General features: G+C 32.3%; 11 protein-coding genes. 10 read left to right on the forward strand and 1 reads right to left on the reverse strand.

The genetic code is table 11. The annotated features are described in order from the left end of the window. Positions 1–312: 312 nt before the first annotated feature. Positions 313–4,725 (reverse strand): T9SS type A sorting domain-containing protein, encoded by a 4,413-nt coding sequence (locus MUN68_RS11760; RefSeq protein ID WP_249996082.1) that lies wholly within the window; start codon positions 4,723–4,725, stop codon positions 313–315. Between the two features lie 190 nt (positions 4,726–4,915). Here MUN68_RS11760 and MUN68_RS11765 point away from each other — a divergent pair, with 190 nt between their 5' ends. The 10 genes from MUN68_RS11765 (at position 4,916) to MUN68_RS11810 (ending at position 18,135) form a co-directional block, all read left to right on the forward strand. Further along, positions 4,916–5,716 carry a TrmH family RNA methyltransferase gene (locus MUN68_RS11765; protein WP_249996081.1) on the forward strand — a complete coding sequence of 267 codons (801 nt, stop codon included), beginning with the start codon at positions 4,916–4,918 and terminating at the stop codon, positions 5,714–5,716. A gap of 7 nt (positions 5,717–5,723) precedes the next feature. Next, entirely contained in the window at positions 5,724–6,557 is an 834-nt protein-coding gene (locus MUN68_RS11770; RefSeq protein WP_249996080.1) for a DUF6503 family protein, read from the forward strand. Between the two features lie 5 nt (positions 6,558–6,562). Beyond that, the gene (locus MUN68_RS11775) at positions 6,563–7,795 is read left to right on the forward strand and encodes a M48 family metallopeptidase (RefSeq protein ID WP_249996078.1); all 1,233 of its coding nucleotides are present in this window, start codon (positions 6,563–6,565) and stop codon (positions 7,793–7,795) included. A gap of 43 nt (positions 7,796–7,838) precedes the next feature. Continuing rightward, entirely contained in the window at positions 7,839–9,449 is a 1,611-nt protein-coding gene (locus tag MUN68_RS11780; RefSeq protein WP_249996077.1) for an aryl-sulfate sulfotransferase, read from the forward strand. Between the two features lie 80 nt (positions 9,450–9,529). After that, positions 9,530–11,734 carry a RelA/SpoT family protein gene (locus MUN68_RS11785; RefSeq protein ID WP_249996076.1) on the forward strand — a complete coding sequence of 735 codons (2,205 nt, stop codon included), beginning with the start codon at positions 9,530–9,532 and terminating at the stop codon, positions 11,732–11,734. A gap of 24 nt (positions 11,735–11,758) precedes the next feature. Next, positions 11,759–12,214: a Fur family transcriptional regulator gene (locus tag MUN68_RS11790; RefSeq protein ID WP_249996075.1), complete on the forward strand. Its 456-nt coding sequence runs from the start codon at positions 11,759–11,761 to the stop codon at positions 12,212–12,214. Between the two features lie 8 nt (positions 12,215–12,222). Continuing rightward, positions 12,223–13,494, forward strand: coding sequence for an adenylosuccinate synthase (locus tag MUN68_RS11795; protein WP_249996074.1), 1,272 nt, complete (start codon positions 12,223–12,225; stop codon positions 13,492–13,494). Between the two features lie 85 nt (positions 13,495–13,579). After that, positions 13,580–15,382: an OstA-like protein gene (locus MUN68_RS11800; RefSeq protein WP_249996073.1), complete on the forward strand. Its 1,803-nt coding sequence runs from the start codon at positions 13,580–13,582 to the stop codon at positions 15,380–15,382. Continuing rightward, positions 15,382–16,596 (forward strand): aspartate aminotransferase family protein, encoded by a 1,215-nt coding sequence (locus MUN68_RS11805; protein ID WP_249996072.1) that lies wholly within the window; start codon positions 15,382–15,384, stop codon positions 16,594–16,596. Before MUN68_RS11800 ends, MUN68_RS11805 begins: the two co-directional genes overlap by 1 nt. A 135-nt stretch (positions 16,597–16,731) precedes the next feature. Next, a complete protein-coding gene (locus MUN68_RS11810; protein WP_249996071.1) occupies positions 16,732–18,135 on the forward strand; it encodes a tetratricopeptide repeat protein in 1,404 nt (467 codons plus the stop codon). The last annotated feature ends 56 nt before the right edge of the window (positions 18,136–18,191 follow it).

Here is an 18,191-nt window from a genome sequence, read left to right on the forward strand (position 1 = left end):
CTTTGCATTTATATATTTGAAAGAAGTGATAAACTTATTAATGTCTTGATAGAAATGGTTAAAAAAATAAAAATAGCTTAAAACTTTTATAATAAGTGTGATTATGTGATAAAGTATACGCTTTTTGGGATGAACGGAAATCTTAAACTTTTTAATAAAATGATAAAAAGATTTCATCACATTAAAAGCCTATGATTATTACATTATAGGCTTTTTACTATTATTGGTTCTCGATACGATTCTTCTGCGTCGCATCACTCGAACTGACATTAAAGGATATATTTGAATTTAAGGTTTAGAAAACGTTTTACTTTATTCAATTATTAACTTCTTAACCATTTCTTTGGTTGCTGTATTTAGTTTCACGAAATATAATCCGCTATGTAAGTCTGAAACGTTTAGTTCTAAATTTTGAGTTTCAGAAATAGACTGCTCTAGGACTAATTTACCTTGAATATCATAAATGCTCAAAGTAGCTTTTGTGATGTTATTTAATTTAATATTTAAGACATCTTTTGCAGGATTAGGATACATGCTGAAACTGTTGAAATCAAATTCAGATACTGAAAGCGCTTCTTCAACAAATTCGGTTTCAAATCTGTTTGTAATTACAGGCGCATTGAAATCGAAAAATATTGCTGCTGTATTTGGAATGACATCACCTGAAGCATAGCCAGCATTTGGTTGTACTCTAAAGTAAACAAATCCACTACTACCTTCTGCATCATCTTGTTCTGCAGGTAGGTTAATATCTTCAAAATACCATTCTAGGCTACTATCGGTTCTTGTTACCACATAATCATGACTAGAACGTAACATTTGGAAACTAGCTTTATTTAATTGATTATCTAACACATCTTCAATTCTTACAAAATCGGCAGCTGCTGTTCCTAAGTTTTGGAAACGGATGGTATAGTATAACCATTCATCTGAAGTTGAAAAGTCATCAAACAAGACTTTCGGCCCATGAGATTCCATTTTATCATTTGGATCCCAAGAACCAACAACTAATTCTGATAAGGTTGAATAATTATTACCAGCTACTAAGTCATTTGAATCTGTTACATAGTTAGCAGTATTCGTTAAAATATCTCCAAGTTCTATTGATGCTGGACAGGTTAAAGACACATCGATATACTCAACATTTCCTGGTTGAAGGTTTACAAAATCGACCGTAAAACCAGTCGCTGTAGTTGTAATTGTATAATTTGGATTTACACTTGTTACACCATTATACACTAATAACGGATCATGTGTAAACTCAACGGTTCCAGATGTAATTGTTGTAAAGCCTAAGTTTTCTAAAATAATGATATTTTCATGAGTAAAACCAGGTCTTGGAGGTGTCCAAGAATTAATTAAATAAACAGCTAAATCTTCGCAACTCTGTTCTTCAACGACAGGAAAGTCAACTGTTAATGTACTCCCTTCAGCAACACTAATGTTATTAAACACTGCAGTTGTAATATCATAACATCCAGCAGATTCATCATATAAATTAAAGGTGATTTCATATACATCTGAATCATTTTCGCTTATAAACTGAAAATGACCAGTTGATGAATTTACGACGTTAATATTACCATCTCCATTGGCTTCGTAGGTAAAGTAACCGTTAGAGAAACTAAATTCATTCGTGTCAAATACAGTATTTGTATTTTCATCTATAAAGGCATTGACTTCAATAATACCAATTGCAGAAGTACATAAGACATCGAAATCAAATGGAGCAGTACAACAGGTACTTCCACTAACACAACTTATTATATTATCTGAATCAAATCGCACAGTAATTGTACTTCCTGTAGAGGTGTACGACAGTCCAGCAAAATCACCATCATTACCATAAAGCAAATCGGGATTCAAAACAGTTCCATCAGAATCTGTGATATAAACCTCATCATAATCAACTTCTGTACTTCCAGAATTAAAGTAAATTGTTAACGGTAAATCATCTGAACTTTGGTAACTAAATTCGGTAGTATCATAATTGTCATAACAATGAGTTGTATTTATAGTTTCATCACCACAAACAACCATTTGATAAGGATTTGCTCTAATTGTAAAACTTTTTTCAGTACAACCTTCAGCATCTCCATTTGTATTATAAGGCACAATGGTGAGGTAATATGTTACTTCATAATCTAAAGTTTCAAGATCGTATGCTAGGACATTTCCAACATCTACATTATTTAGCACTTCTGTTCCTCCAGAAGTTAAGCCCAATGACAATTTATAGCCTGTAACGATACCAAAAGGTGCGTTCCAAGTTAGATCTGCATCTTCATTGACATCAATAGCTCCATCTAAAGGTTCGGTTAAAGTAATATTACATTCAGGAATTACATTAAGATCTACACAACTTACTGTATAACTTATTTCTTCATAACTATTAGTTTCGCATGAAATACTTCCATCTCCAGCAACAGAAATAGAAATACTATTTCCAGTTGAAACAAAATATAAGCCTTGAACTTCACCTCCATAACCATAGGTCGTTGCTTCAGGGTTTAAATTGGTAACACCATCTGAATCTAATACAATTAGTTCATCAAAATTATTTTCTACTCTTCCGCTTAAAAAACGTACTTCTAGAGGTGTTGTACCATCTAAACTTTCAAATTGATAGACTGTTGTATCATCATTTACATAACAAAATGAGAATGTTTCTGCTTCTTCTGTACAATCAATAATTGTAGCACATGAATTATCTGTAACTATATTAAAATCAATTATAGAAAAACATTCATCTCCAATATTTCGTACTCTAACATAAATAGTTTCATTACTATTTGTAGACTGATAAGCAGATGGACTTCCGATGGAGTTAGTATTTGTAAGTGCATCATCGTATGTATTAAAAAAACCAATTATAAACTGGCTTATATCTTGATTTCCAAAAATTTCTGGGAAAGTAACGCTCAAATCAAAACTTGGATTTTGTTCACAGCTATACAAATCGACAACATTTCCTAGTACTGGAGCATTACCTCCTTGCATTACGTCTACACCTTCAGTTGACACGCAACCAGAAATTAAATCGGTAACAGTTACTGTATAAAATCCGCTTGTATTTACTATAATTTCAGGACTTGTCTCACCTGTATTCCATAAATATTCATATGCGCCATTATCGTTGCCTATATTTGGATATAGTATAACTTCATTTCCGTCACAAATGGTATAAGGACCAGCAAAACTTATTTGCGGATTTAAATAAAAGTTGACATATATTTCAGCAATAGTAAAACTTCCTGATTGGTTATTCTCAATACGTACATATACCGTTGAAGAATTCCCACTTACAGAATACACAGTTGGATTTGTAATAGGATCTGTTTCAGTTTCAGCATTTGTTATGGCATAATAATAGGTAAATGTAAAGTTAGATGGGTCTTGACCATCAACCATATTAATTTCTTGAGAAGTTAAATCATAACTCACTGGAATATTTGGATCATCACCACAAACAATAACTTCTACAGATGATGCAGAAATACATTCAACATCAACAATTAACTCTACTGTTGTTACTCCAAAACAATCGTCTTGTGTTGAAGACACTCTAACATATATAGTTTGGTTATAAGGTTCAAAATTTGTAAATATTGGTTCTATTGCATCTGTTCCATTATTAGCATCAGTTACTGTTAAATGATAGGTAAAAGTAGCTATTGGATTCTGCATACTACTAAGAATTTCGTCTCCTTTTATATTTAAATCAAAGGTTGCAAACCCATCGCCATCATCATCACAAATAACATAAGGTGTTGGAGAGGGAACATTTAAGAATGAATTATACTCAACACTAAAATCTGTAATAGATGAACATTCATTATCCCATGATATAACTTGTAATGAATAACTACCTTCCTGATAAACTTCTAAAAATGAATTATTCTCATTTGGTAGTATAATACCATTGTAATACCATTCAAAAGAAAAATCTCCTTGTTGTAATCCAGATTCTACTGTAGTTGAGGAGCCTTCACATATTTGATATACATCTTGAAGGGTTGGAATTGGTGTAGCATTTACATATAAGTTGAATAATGTCGTCTCAAAATTCCCAGTAGCTATATCTTCTACACGAATATAAATAAGTTGCGGATTTGTAACATTAGCATAAGGACTAATTAATGGATTTATTCCAGCTAAAGCATTAGTCTCAGATTCGTGATATGTTACTGTATAATTGGCAGGATCTAAACCATTTAAGATTTCATTATTTTTAAGTTCTAAATCGAAAAGGCCAAATCCGTTTCCAAAATCGTCACAAATGATGTAATCTGTAGGTTGATTGATTTCAAAACTAGAAATACAACTTACATATCCAGCCCATCCATTAGTGACACCTAAGTCGTTACTAACAAAATTTAGAGTTAAGCAACCTGTGTCATTATCTGCCATTATTAATCCAGGTGAATTACCACCCGAAAAAGCTCCAATTAAAGGACTGTTGGTTGAATCACCATTATAGACACTTAAAATATCTAGATTAATTTGTGTTGAAAACTCATAAAAATCGATCATCACATAACCATCACTTTGAGGGCATAGTGTTAACGTAAAATTTTCATTGCTTTCATAATCACCAGTAAGTCCACCAGAATCGGTTAATACAAAATCACATTCGGTCCAGGAACCATTTTGCATTTCAATTTCATTTTGTGAAAACCCAATAAATGAAAGTAATAACACTAAAAGGAGTAATAATCTTTTCATAAGTAATTGATTTTTAATTAAGTTGTTAGGAAATAATAAAAACCAATTAAAAAGATTAAGTGATTTTCACATATATAACAGCCGAAGATATAAAATTCCTACCTAAGTTTCGTTTTGATTTTATACAATGGTTTTTTTGATATTTAAAAGTGTAATTTTGCAGTATTCATAATGAAAGTGAAGTTATACGATGTCTCAAAAAACTATTTCAAGCATTCAGAATGCTTATATTAAGCAGTTGTTCCTGTTAAAAGAAAAATCTCGCGAACGTAAAAAAACAGGTTTATTTTTGATTGAAGGTCAGCGTGAATTAGCTCTTGCTATTAAAGGGAATTTTGAAATTGACACTTTACTATATTATCCTGAATTAGTTTCTGAAGCACAACTAAAAGAGTTCACATTTATAGGTGGTAATGTTATTGAAATCTCAAAAGAGGTCTTTCAAAAATTAGCGCATCGTAGTACTACTGAAGGTGTTATTGCAGTAGCAAAAAGTAAATCTCATGAGATAGACACCCTTCAACTTGAACATAAAAACCCTTTGATTTTAATTGCTGAAGCTCCAGAAAAACCCGGAAATATTGGAGCCTTATTAAGAACAGCAGATGCAGCTAATGTAGACGCAGTAATTATTGCCAATCCGAAGAGTGATTTATACAATCCAAATATTATTCGTTCGAGTGTAGGTTGTGTGTTTACGACTCAAATTGTAATGGGTTCGACTTCAGAAATTATTGATTTTTTAAATGATAATAGCATTAACACCTATTGTGCAGCTTTGCAAGCCTCAGTAGAATACCAAACACAAGATTACACCAAACCAACAGCAATTGTTGTTGGTACCGAAGCTGATGGCTTAACAGACGAATGGTTAAAAGCGTCTACTCAAAATATTATTATTCCTATGCAAGGCGAAATTGACAGCATGAATGTTTCAGTTGCAGCAGGAATCCTTATTTTTGAAGCGAAAAGACAACGAAACTTTAAATAAAAACATAATGAGAATCCCCTTAGTATTTAGCATCATTTTAATGTTCACTTTTACGTCTTGTAAGAATGACACACAAGAAAAAACAAAAAAAACACCTACTAAAGAGCTGAAAGAAAACAAACTAGAGTTTAAAAATAAAGCTCATGAATTGGTGTATCAAATGACTCAAAAAGTAGGCAATTACAGCAAACTTATAGCTAAAAAAGATGTTGTATACACATATACTTACCAAACACCTGATGGTAAAACCGATATTTCAACTGAAAAGTACATCTTTAACGGAGAGTTATCCTATGGTAAATATGAAACACATGAGAGAACATTAGCAAACCTAGAAGGAACTATTGAACAAGGTTACGATGGTAGCGAGTATTGGCTGAAACATAATGGGAATCTTGTAACAGATTCTGTTGCTTTAAAAAGAGTTGCTTTTAACAGACCAACAAATTATTATTGGTTTACAATGATGCAAAAATTATTAGATCCAGGTTTACATTACGAATACATTAAAGAACAAACGATTGGTGAAACAATTTACGATGTGGTTAAAGTGACGTTTGAAACTAAAGACAATAAGCCAAAAGACATCTATCAACTTTATATTAATAAAGACACAAAACTTGTAGATCAGTTTCTATTTACTGTTATGGATTTTGGAAAAGCAGATCCTTTGTTAATGGAAATGACATATGAAACCATTGATGGACTATTAATTCCTACACAACGCAGATACAAAGCCTCTAATTGGGATGCTGAAGTCACAAATAATCCTTGGATACTAGTCAAATGGACTGATATCAAATTTAATAACGGTTTAAGTAAAGCTGACTTTAAAAAATAAATAAAATGACAGCACAAACTCTGTTTTACATCATTATAGGTATTATTCTTGTCAATTTTATTATTGATAAAGTACTTGATGCACTAAATGCCAAACATTATGATGATACTATTCCTGAAGAGTTGAATGATGTCTATGACGAAACTGAGTATAAAAAGTCTCAAGATTACAAAAAAACCAATTATAAGTTCGGGATTTTCAGTTCTGCATTTTCTATTTTACTAACCCTTGGGTTTTTGTTTCTTGATGGGTTTGAATACGTCGATAACATTGCTCGAAGCTATACCGAAAATCCAATTGGCATTGCTTTGATTTTCTTTGGAGTTATCATGATTGGAAGTGATCTTATTTCATTACCTTTTTCAGTTTATAAAACCTTTGTCATTGAAGAAAAATTTGGGTTTAATAAAACCACAACCAAAACTTATATTCTAGATAAAATAAAAGGATTATTGATGTCTGCCATTTTAGGTGGTGGGATTTTAGCACTTATCATTTGGTTTTACCAACAAACAGGAGAGCAATTTTGGTTATATGCTTGGGCCATTGTAACTGTATTTACAATATTCATGAACCTATTCTATGCCAAACTCATTGTACCTCTATTCAATAAACAAACACCTTTAGAAGATGGAAGTTTACGTGAAAAAATTTCAGAATATGCACAATCAGTTGGCTTTAGCTTAAAAAATATTTTCATCATTGATGGCTCTAAACGAAGTACAAAAGCAAATGCTTACTTTTCAGGCTTTGGAAGTGAAAAACGCATCACCTTATATGATACTTTGGTTAATGATTTAGAGGAAGAAGAAATTGTAGCCGTTTTAGCACATGAGGTTGGTCATTATAAACGAAAACATATTATTTTCAATCTTGTATCGTCGATAGTATTGACAGGGATTATGCTGTTTATCTTATCTGTTTTCATATCAAACCCTTTATTATCAAATGCATTGGGTGTTGAAATCTCTAGTTTTCATGTTGGTTTAATTGCCTTTGGAATGTTGTATTCTCCTATTTCAGAAATCATAGGATTAGCAATGAATTACATCTCTCGAAAATTTGAGTACCAAGCTGATGATTATGCAAAAACAACTTACGAAGCAGAACCATTAATCACATCGCTTAAAAAATTATCTAAAAATAGTTTGAGTAATTTGACACCTCATCCTTCATATGTTTGGATGCATTATTCGCATCCAACTTTATTACAGCGTGTTAGGAATTTGAAATCATAATATTTACTTAATACCTTTATTTTGTATCTTGATGCCAAATTATATGAAAAAATTTATTTTTAGTTGTGCTATATTATTTAGCTATCTAGTTTTCTCTCAAGAACCAACAATAGGTCTAAGATATTCTGATGGAAACATATCAGATGGATATACACTTTTCTCTCCTGAAAGAAACCATAACGTTTATCTTATTGATAATTGTGGTGAATTAATTAATGAATGGGTATTTGACGAACGTCCAGCTCTAACTACCTATATACTTGAGAATGGGAATCTACTAAGAGCTGGCAATCAAAATATTGAAATTCGGGACTGGGATAATAATATAGTGTGGTCTTTTAACAAACAGTCTAATGGACTTCAGAATCAACATCATGATATTGAACCGCTTCCAAATGGAAATATATTACTGTTACTTGCAGACAACTATACTGAATTAGAAATGGAAGCCTTAGGCAGAGTACCTTCTGCAACTAATGGAGAATTTAGATTAGATAAAATTATTGAGATAGAACCCTCAGATCTTAATGGCGGAAATATTGTTTGGGAATGGAAAGCCATTGATCATCTTGTACAAGATTTTGATAATACTAAACCAAATTTTGGTGTGGTGGAAAATCATCCCGAACTTATAGATATAAATTTTGTTGAAGACATAAACCCTATCAACGATTTTACTCATATGAATAGTGTTGATTATAATGCAGATTTAGACCAAATACTTTTATCTGCAAGAAATTTAAGTGAGATTTATATTATTGACCATAGCACAACTACTGCTCAAGCTTCTGGACATGTAGGAGGAAATTCTGATGCTGGTGGAGACATTCTTTGGCGATGGGGAAACCCTAGAGTTTACAAACAAGGATCTGCTTCTGATCAAAAACTTTCTAAGCAACATGATGCTAAATGGGTAGAGCCTGGATATTTAGATGATGGAAAAATTTCTGTTTTTAATAATGGTGGTAACGGCTCTTCTCAAACTTTTAGTTCGGTTCATTTAATAGCTCCAGAAATTAGTAATGGAAAATATACGCTTACTAATAATGTTTTTAATCCTCAAAATTATGATTGGTCTTGGGACGGTTACATACGTGGTGAAGTAGTTCATGACTTCAAAAAATCTGGAACTCATAGCCTTCCTAATGGTAACTTCTTATTTTGTATATCATCAAACGGACAGTTTTCTGAAATTTCTAAAACTGGTGACGAATTATGGACTTATAAAAACCCAGTTGGAACAAATGGTGCAATTTATACTCAGTTTGATGTGATAGTTAATTCTCTAAATTCGCTATTCAGAGCTAAAAAATATCCGGCTGATTACATTGGATTTGATGGCAAAGATTTAACACCTCAAGGAATAATTGAAAATGTAAATACTGAGTCTGAAAATTGTGTAAACGCTCTATCTTTTGAAGAATCTGAATTCACTAAATTCACAATTATTAATCCAATTAAAAACAATGTTATCAAATTCAGTGAAACAATTAGATTTGAAAAAATTTCCATTATTGATATTAACGGAAAAACTATTCTAACTGTTAATAATTTCGAAGGCCAGTTTTTACCAATTTATTTAGCACCTTCTATGTATTTTATCAAATTACAAAACCCAAACTACAATTTGTTTAAAAAAATTGTAGTTAATTAGTTTTTACTTTAATTATTTAATCTTATAACAAATTACCATAACACATTGCACATTACATTTCTTATTGCTACTTTAGTTTTATGGCAGAAGTAGACATCGAAAAAGAAAATGCAGAGATTGCAAAAGCGTACAAAAACCTTCTTAAGGTAAGCTACCAAACACTCTCAACCACTGATAAGAAATTAATTCGTCAGGCGTTTGAAGTAGCCGTTGATGCACATAAAACGCAACGTCGTAAGTCTGGTGAAGCCTACATCTTCCATCCTATTGCTGTCGCTAGAATTGTGGCAAGTGAAATAGGCTTAGATGCAACTTGTATTGCAGCTGCTCTACTTCATGATGTTGTTGAAGATAATCCAGATTATACACTAACAGACATCGAACGAATGTTTGGCGAAACGATTGCTCGTATTGTTGACGGACTCACAAAAATTTCATCACTAAACAAAGATAAAGACGTATCGACTCAAGCAGAAAATTTTCGAAAGATGCTGCTTACACTCAATGATGATGTGCGTGTGATTATTATTAAAATTGCAGACAGGCTCCATAATATGCAAACTATGGATTCGATGCGACCTGATAAGCAAGAAAAAATTGCGTCCGAAACCTTATACATTTATGCTCCTTTAGCACACAGAATCGGACTTTATAATATTAAGACAGAACTTGAAGACTTAGGACTAAAATATACCGAGCCTGATGTTTACAACGATATTCTTGGGAAAATTCAAGAAAGTAAAGAAGAACAAGACAATTACATCAAAGAATTCTCAAAAGTAATAGTAGATTCACTAGACAATGAAGGCTTAAACTACGACATAAAAGGTCGACCAAAATCTATTTATTCCATCAGGCGAAAAATGGTAAAACAAGGTGTAGATTTTGATGAAGTCTATGATAAGTTTGCTGTTAGAATTATATATAAATCTGATTTAAATAACGAGAAATTTCTCTCTTGGAAAATATATTCAATCGTTACAGACCATTTCACCCCTAATCCAACCCGCTTACGTGATTGGATTTCATCTCCAAAATCAACTGGATATGAAGCTTTACATATCACAGTAATGGGTCCAAAAGGACGCTGGGTAGAAGTGCAAATTCGTAGTGAACGTATGAATGAAATAGCTGAAAAAGGTTATGCTGCACATTACAAATACAAACAAGGCAATGCAGAAGATGCATTAGATACTTGGATTGACAAACTACAAGAAGCATTAGAAAGTAACGAAACAAATGCTGTTGATTTTGTAGAACAATTCAAACTCAATTTATACGCAAAAGAGATTTATGTATTTACTCCTAATGGCGATTTAAAGTCACTACCAAAAGGTGCTACACCTTTAGACTTTGCATTTAGTGTTCATACACAAGTAGGCATGAAAACTCGTGGCGCAAAAGTAAATGGAAAGTTAGTACCTCTTAGTCATGAGCTTAATAGTGGTGACCAAGTTGAAATATTAACTTCCGAAAACATAAAACCAAATACTAACTGGCTAGATTACGCTACTACAGCAAGAGCTCGAAGCAAAATCAAATCCTCTTTAAAAGACGAGAAAAAAGAAGTTGCCGAAGATGGAAAAGAGATTTTAAGACGCAAACTAAAACAACTAAAAATTAGTTTAGACGAGAAATCGATTAATGAAATGGTGAACTATTTCAAACTAAAAACAAGTCTCGATTTATTTTATAGAGTTGGTATTGGTACTATTGACAACAAAATGCTCAAAGAGTATGCTGCTTCTAGAAGTAATATGTTTATGACTTACATAAAAAGTAAGATTCGTAAACCTTCGGTTGCTCCAGATCTTGACAAAGAGGAAATAACTGCCAAATACGACATGCTTGTTTTTGGAAAGGAAGAAGAAAAACTCGACTACAAACTTTCGACGTGCTGCAACCCTATTCCTGGAGATCCAGTGTTTGGTTTTTTAACCATTAATGAAGGTATTAAAGTTCATAAAAAAAATTGTCCAAATGCATTGAGTATGCGATCTAATTATGCATATCGTATCATGCAAGCCAAATGGATTGATTCGTCTCATCAAGAATTTGCAGCACAAATCACCTTATCTGGAATCGATAATTTAGGATTGGTAAATAATATTACCAAAGAGATTTCTTCAAACATGCACGTAAATATGAAAAGTATTAACTTTGATACTGATGGAGGCATCTTTTCTGGAAAGATAAATGTTGTAGTTACTAACAATACAATGTTGAAAAAACTTATGGATAACCTTAAAAAAATTAATGGAATAGATAAGGTGACAAGAGTATAATTGTGTAAATTCGCAACTCAAATTATGAGTACAAATACAGAACAGAGTAACCAAGACATTGTAAAGAACGTTTTTACAAAATTCTTAGAAGAAAAAGGTCATAGAAAAACACCTGAGCGCTATGCTATTCTTCAAGAAATTTATGATAGTGTAGAACATTTTGATATCGAATCTTTATACATCAAAATGAAAAATAAAAACTATCGTGTAAGTCGAGCTACACTCTATAATACTATTGAAATTCTTCTTGAATGTGCTTTGGTTCGTAAACATCAGTTTGGACAAAATCAAGCACATTATGAAAAATCATACTTTGACAAGCAACATGACCACGTCATCTTAACTGATACAGGTGAAGTTATTGAATTTTGTGATCCTAGAATACAGTCTATAAAAAAGACCATTGAAGAGGTTTTTGATATATCAATTTCGAATCATTCACTCTACTTCTACGGAACAAAGAATAAACCAACTAACTAGATTATACAATGGCAGTAGATTTACTACTAGGATTACAATGGGGAGACGAAGGCAAAGGAAAAATTGTTGATGTACTCACCTCAAAATACAATATTATTGCTCGTTTTCAAGGTGGTCCAAATGCTGGTCACACTTTAGAATTTGATGGCATCAAACATGTATTAAGAACAATTCCTTCAGGCATATTTCATAAAGAATCTATCAATGTAATTGGAAACGGAGTGGTCATTGATCCTGTTGTTTTTGTACAAGAATTAGATGGTTTAGATCAATTCAAATTAGATTATAAATCAAACTTGATCATCTCAAGAAAAGCTCATGTCATTCTACCAACGCATCGCTTACTTGATGCGGCTTCTGAAACTTCCAAAGGAAAAGCAAAAATTGGTTCTACTCTAAAAGGTATTGGTCCAACTTATATGGATAAAACTGGACGTAATGGAATTAGGATTGGTGATCTTGAATTAAACAATTGGAAAGAAAAATATAGAGCTCTTGCTAATAAGCATGAAGCCATGATTGGATTCTATAATGTAGATATTCAATACGATTTAAAAGAAATGGAAGAAGAATTCTTTGCTGCTGTAGAACGCTTAAAAGAATTACAATTTATAGATAGTGAAGAGTATTTAAACCAAGCTTTAAAAAATGACAAACCTATTTTAGCTGAAGGTGCTCAAGGGTCGTTATTAGATATCGACTTTGGAACGTATCCATTTGTAACGTCTTCAAACACAACTGCTTCTGGAGCTTGTACTGGTTTAGGTGTTGCACCAAATAAAATCGGAGAAGTCTTTGGAATCTTTAAAGCTTATACAACTCGTGTTGGTTCTGGACCATTTCCGACTGAATTATTTGACGAAACAGGTGCCGAAATGGCTCGTATTGGTCGTGAATTTGGTGCAGTAACGGGACGACCACGTCGTTGTGGCTGGTTAGATTTAGTCGCTCTTAAATATGCTTGCCAAGTTAATGGAGTAACACAATTAAGTATGATGAAAGGTGATGTGCTTTCAGGTTTTAAAACCCTTAAAGTATGTACAGCTTACAAATACAAAGGAGAAACGATTTCGCATTTACCTTTCAATATTGAATCTGAAAATGTAACGCCAATCTACACCGATTTTAAAGGTTGGAAAGAAGACTTAACAACAATGAGAGCCGTATCTCAATTTCCAAAAGAACTCAATGATTATATTGATTTTCTTGAAAAAGAATTAGAGATCCCTATTACTATTGTTTCAGTTGGACCTGATAGAACGCAGACTATCAACAGATAATCTATATTAACCTCTATTAAAAATCTGTTAAGGCATATACTATTCCGTTGAGATATTAGTTATTTTTGGAGCAAAACATTACACCTTGAATCTAGTTTTCAGATATATTCTTTTAATTGCCTGTTGTTTTTCAACACTGCATTCCTATTCGCAAAAACCAAAAAAAATTAAAATTGAATATTCTGGGTTTACAGTCAAAGATTCACTCAAAGGCGAAAACATAACCACATTTGTTAGAAGTGATCAAGCACAAATTCATATCGTTCATGATGGTGTAGATATGTGGTGTGATAAAGCCATATATTATCAAAATGAAGACTTTATAGAAGCGTTTAGTGATGTCATAGTGAAACAAGGAGACACGATAAACATGACTTCAAAATATGTTGAATATAGCGCGATTACCAAAATGGCTTTTGCAGCTGGTGATGTTGTACTTACCGAACCTCAATCTGTTTTAACAACAGACACGCTTTATTTCGACAGAACCAAACAAGAAGCTTACTACAGAACAACTGGAAAAGTTGTAAGAGATTCATCAGGAACCATCACTAGTCAGGTTGGTCGTTATTATATGAATAATAGCAAATACCGTTTCCTTAAAGATGTAGTCTTAGTGAATCCGGAATATACGCTCAACACTAATCAACTAGATTTTTATTCTGACACAGGACATTCATACTTGTATGGCCCTTCTACAATTGTTGGAGATTCAAGTAAAATATATTGCGAACGAGGTTTTTATAATACCAATAATGATACTGGCTATTTTCTTAAAAATTCAAAAATCAATTATAATAATAGAGAAGTTATTGGTGACAGTCTTTATTTTGACAGAAGCAGAAGTTTTGCATCAGCAACCAATAATATTGTTGTAACTGATACTATAAACAAAAGCATTATTAAAGGACATTATGCTGAAGTATTTAGAGCTAAAGATTCTGTTTTTATTACTAAACGTGCTTTAGCAATTACGGTTCAAGAAAAAGATTCCATTTACATTCATGCTGACACTCTAATGATAACTGGAAAACCAGAACATCGCATTACAAGAGCATTTTATAATGCAAAAATGTACAAAAGTGATATGAGTGGCAAAGCAGATTCTATTCATGCAGATCACAAAAGTGGTTTAACTCAACTTATTAATTTAAAACGTTTTTCTACTGGAGATGATTATGCGATCGAAAGAAAACCTGTAATTTGGAATTTAGGAAATCAAATGACTGGAGATTCTATTCATTTAATTTCAAATGTTGTCAAAGAGGAACTCGATACATTAAAAGTTTTCAATAATGCATTCATTATAAGTAAAGACACTATTGGAGATGGATTTAATCAAATTAAAGGTCAGCGACTAATAGGTTTGTTTGAAAATAATGAATTGAATAATATTGATATCATTAAAAATGCTGAAATTATTTTTTACTCAAGAAACGATGAAGATTCTTTAATTGGAATCAATAAATCGAAATCGGCAAAAATTAATATGAAATTTGAAGAAGGCTATAAAATTGTCACGCTTTTTAATCAGGTTGATGGCGAAATCTATCCTGAATCTGATTTCCCTGAAAACGCAAGAAAATTTAGAGGTTTTGACTGGCGTGAAGAAGAACGACCAAATAGTATTGAAGACTTATTTAGTGATGATACTCCTTTTGAACTTCCGATTATTAAAGGCCTTGATGACTCTATTCCTGAGGAAGAATTCTTTGATGAAGCCATGTTTCAACGCATGGACTCTGCAAGAGAAAAAGATAGTGACGATATAAATAAGGCGGAACGAAATTTACCGAAGTCTACAAAACAAATCAAAGCAAAACGAGACGCTGTAAAAGATCAAAAACTACCTAAACCTTTGATTAATAAGACAAAAAAAGAGAACTAATGCTTGATGATTTTTTAAAATATCAAGCACAAACTACACCGCATCCATTAGCAATGACTATTTCTCATGCTGAAGGTTCTTACATTTACGACACCAACAATAAAGCTCATTTAGATTTTGCAGCTGGTGTTTCTGCATGTAGTTTAGGACATAAGCACCCTAAAGTTATTAAAGCCATAAAAAATCAATTAGACAAGTATTTGCACGTTATGGTTTATGGTGAATATATTCAAGAACCAGCAGTAGATTTAGCTAAACTACTCGCAAAGCATTTGCCTAAGCCTCTCGAAACTACTTATCTCACAAATTCTGGAACTGAAGCAATTGAAGGTGCTTTAAAGCTGGCAAGACGCGTCACTGGAAGAAGTGAAATTATTTCAGCACATCAGGCTTATCATGGCAATACGATGGGCTCTCTTAGTGTTATGGGTTTTGAAGCACGTAAATCTACGTTCAGACCACTTATTCCAGATGTAAGATTCATTACTTTTAATAATGAAGATGATTTATCAAACATTACCACAAAAACTGCAGCCGTTATTTTAGAAACCATTCAAGGTGGTGCTGGTTTTATTGAACCTCAAAATAATTACTTACAAAAAGTGCGTCAACAATGTGATAACGTTGGAGCCTTACTGATTCTTGACGAGATTCAACCAGGATTTGGTAGAACAGGAAAGTTATTTGGTTTTGAACATTATGATTGTATTCCAGATATTTTAGTCACTGGAAAAGGTCTTGGAGGTGGCATGCCAATTGGTGCATTTACAGCTTCAAAAGCAATGATGGATTCACTTCAAGACAAACCAAAATTAGGACACATCACAACCTTTGGTGGTCATCCAGTAATTGCAGCAGCAGCTTTAGCAACAGTTAAAGAAATTACTGAGTCTGATTTAATGTCTCAAGCCTTCGAAAAAGAACAAATAATTCGCAAACATTTAGTTCATCCTCTTATTACAGAAATCAGAGGAAAAGGATTAATGCTAGCTGCAATAACTCCTTCTGAAGACATCACAACTAAAGTTATTTTAAAGTCCAAAGACGAAGGTTTAATCTTATTTTGGTTACTTTTTGAACCAAAAGCAATCAGAATTACGCCTCCTTTGACGATTTCAAATGATGAAATCATAAAAGGGTGCCTCATAATAACTCAAATTTTAGACAAAATTCAATCTGAAATTAAAAACTCACAACACACTTCAACACTCTGACCTCCAGCACTCAAAAGTCAATCAATTAAAACAAAACTACAACTGTTAATTACTTTGTTGAAAAGATTGGTACTAAAAATGATGTTTTTGAACTGATAAGAGTAATTTTAAATAACGGTTAATCCAAATTTGCTTATGGAGTTTAGTCAGCCTGACGACAACAACAATTTTTCGCTTACACGCTTTGAATCTATGCTTAAAACAAATCATGTTTTATTCTTTGATTCAAATGAATTTGAAAATATAATTCATCACTATCTCGAAAGTGGCAAAATAGCTTTAGCAAAAAAAGCCATTAAATTAGGTTTGGAACAACATCCAACTTCAGTAAATCTTAAATTATTTTTATCAGAAATATTTATTCTTGAAAATAAATTTAGTGAAGCTGATGAGTTACTAAATGAGATTCATATTGTAGAGCCTTCAAACGAAGAAATCTATATCCAAAAAGCCAGTGTGTTTTCTAAACAAGATGAACACAAAAAAGCAATAGACACTTTAAAAATCGCTTTAAAAATCAATCAAGGTGACGAAGGTATAACAGACTTATTTGCACTCATAGGAATGGAATATTTATTCCTTGATCAATTTGAAAGTGCTAGAGAATATTTCTCAAAATGTCTTGCTTTAGACCTAGAAGACTACTCGGCTTTATATAACATTATTTATTGTTACGACTTTCTAGACCAAAACAATGAAGCTATCGAATTTTTAAACATCTATTTAGATAAAAACCCATATTGCGAAGTTGCTTGGCATCAGTTAGGTCGTCAATATTTCACCATAAAAGATTATGACAAAGCTTTAGCTGCATTTGATTTTGCAATTATTTCTGATGACAAATTTGTTGGAGCTTATCTAGAAAAAGGAAAAGTATTAGAAAAGAAAAAATCATACACTGAAGCTATAGAAAATTACAAAATCACTTTAGCATTAGATGAGCCAACATCATTTGCCTTACTTAGAATTGGACATTGTCATGAAAAATTAGGTCAAGACGATTTGGCTGTTCAATATTTTTACAGAACGGTACATGAAGACCCTTTACTAGATAAAGGATGGATTGCAATTACAAAGTTCTATAACAAAAATCGCAACTTTCAAAAAGCCCTATTCTATATTAATAAGGCCATAAATATCGATGGAGAAAATGTAATTTATTGGAAGCTATACGCTCAAATTAATCATCGCCTTAATTTTTTAGAAGAAGCAGAACGTGGTTATAAGAAAGCATTAGATTTAGGAAATTACGAACTTCAAACTTGGTTATCTAGAACAGATCTCCTTATCGCAATTGGGGAATATGAAGCTTCTATTTTAAACTTAATTCAAGCTGCAGAATTCTATCCAGAAACCGCAGAAATCGAATTCCGTTTAGCAGGATTACATTTTACTTTACACGAAAACAGTAAAGGACATTATCATCTAAAAAATGCACTACTGCTTGACCATGAATTTGATTTCATTCTTGAAGAATTGTTTCCTAATGTGTTAAAAAAACCATCAGTTCAACAACTCATTTCTGAAACTAAGAAATAATCAATTTTCAAGTTTTGCTTTTTAAAATCAATTCCTTTTTAGTTTCAAAATAGTCA

It is taken from the genome of Psychroserpens ponticola (assembly GCF_023556315.2).
In the GTDB taxonomy this organism is placed as follows: Bacteria; Bacteroidota; Bacteroidia; order Flavobacteriales; family Flavobacteriaceae; genus Psychroserpens; species Psychroserpens ponticola.

Excerpts from the sequence above, each read along its gene's own strand:
- MUN68_RS11760 (WP_249996082.1), bottom strand. The coding sequence starts at position 4,725 with ATGAAAAGATTATTACTCCTTTTAGTGTTATTACTTTCATTTATTGGG.
- MUN68_RS11765 (WP_249996081.1), top strand. The coding sequence starts at position 4,916 with ATGTCTCAAAAAACTATTTCAAGCATTCAGAATGCTTATATTAAGCAG.
- MUN68_RS11770 (WP_249996080.1), top strand. The coding sequence starts at position 5,724 with ATGAGAATCCCCTTAGTATTTAGCATCATTTTAATGTTCACTTTTACG.
- MUN68_RS11775 (WP_249996078.1), top strand. The coding sequence starts at position 6,563 with ATGACAGCACAAACTCTGTTTTACATCATTATAGGTATTATTCTTGTC.
- MUN68_RS11780 (WP_249996077.1), top strand. The coding sequence starts at position 7,839 with ATGAAAAAATTTATTTTTAGTTGTGCTATATTATTTAGCTATCTAGTT.
- MUN68_RS11785 (WP_249996076.1), top strand. The coding sequence starts at position 9,530 with ATGGCAGAAGTAGACATCGAAAAAGAAAATGCAGAGATTGCAAAAGCG.
- MUN68_RS11790 (WP_249996075.1), top strand. The coding sequence starts at position 11,759 with ATGAGTACAAATACAGAACAGAGTAACCAAGACATTGTAAAGAACGTT.
- MUN68_RS11795 (WP_249996074.1), top strand. The coding sequence starts at position 12,223 with ATGGCAGTAGATTTACTACTAGGATTACAATGGGGAGACGAAGGCAAA.
- MUN68_RS11805 (WP_249996072.1), top strand. The coding sequence starts at position 15,382 with ATGCTTGATGATTTTTTAAAATATCAAGCACAAACTACACCGCATCCA.
- MUN68_RS11810 (WP_249996071.1), top strand. The coding sequence starts at position 16,732 with ATGGAGTTTAGTCAGCCTGACGACAACAACAATTTTTCGCTTACACGC.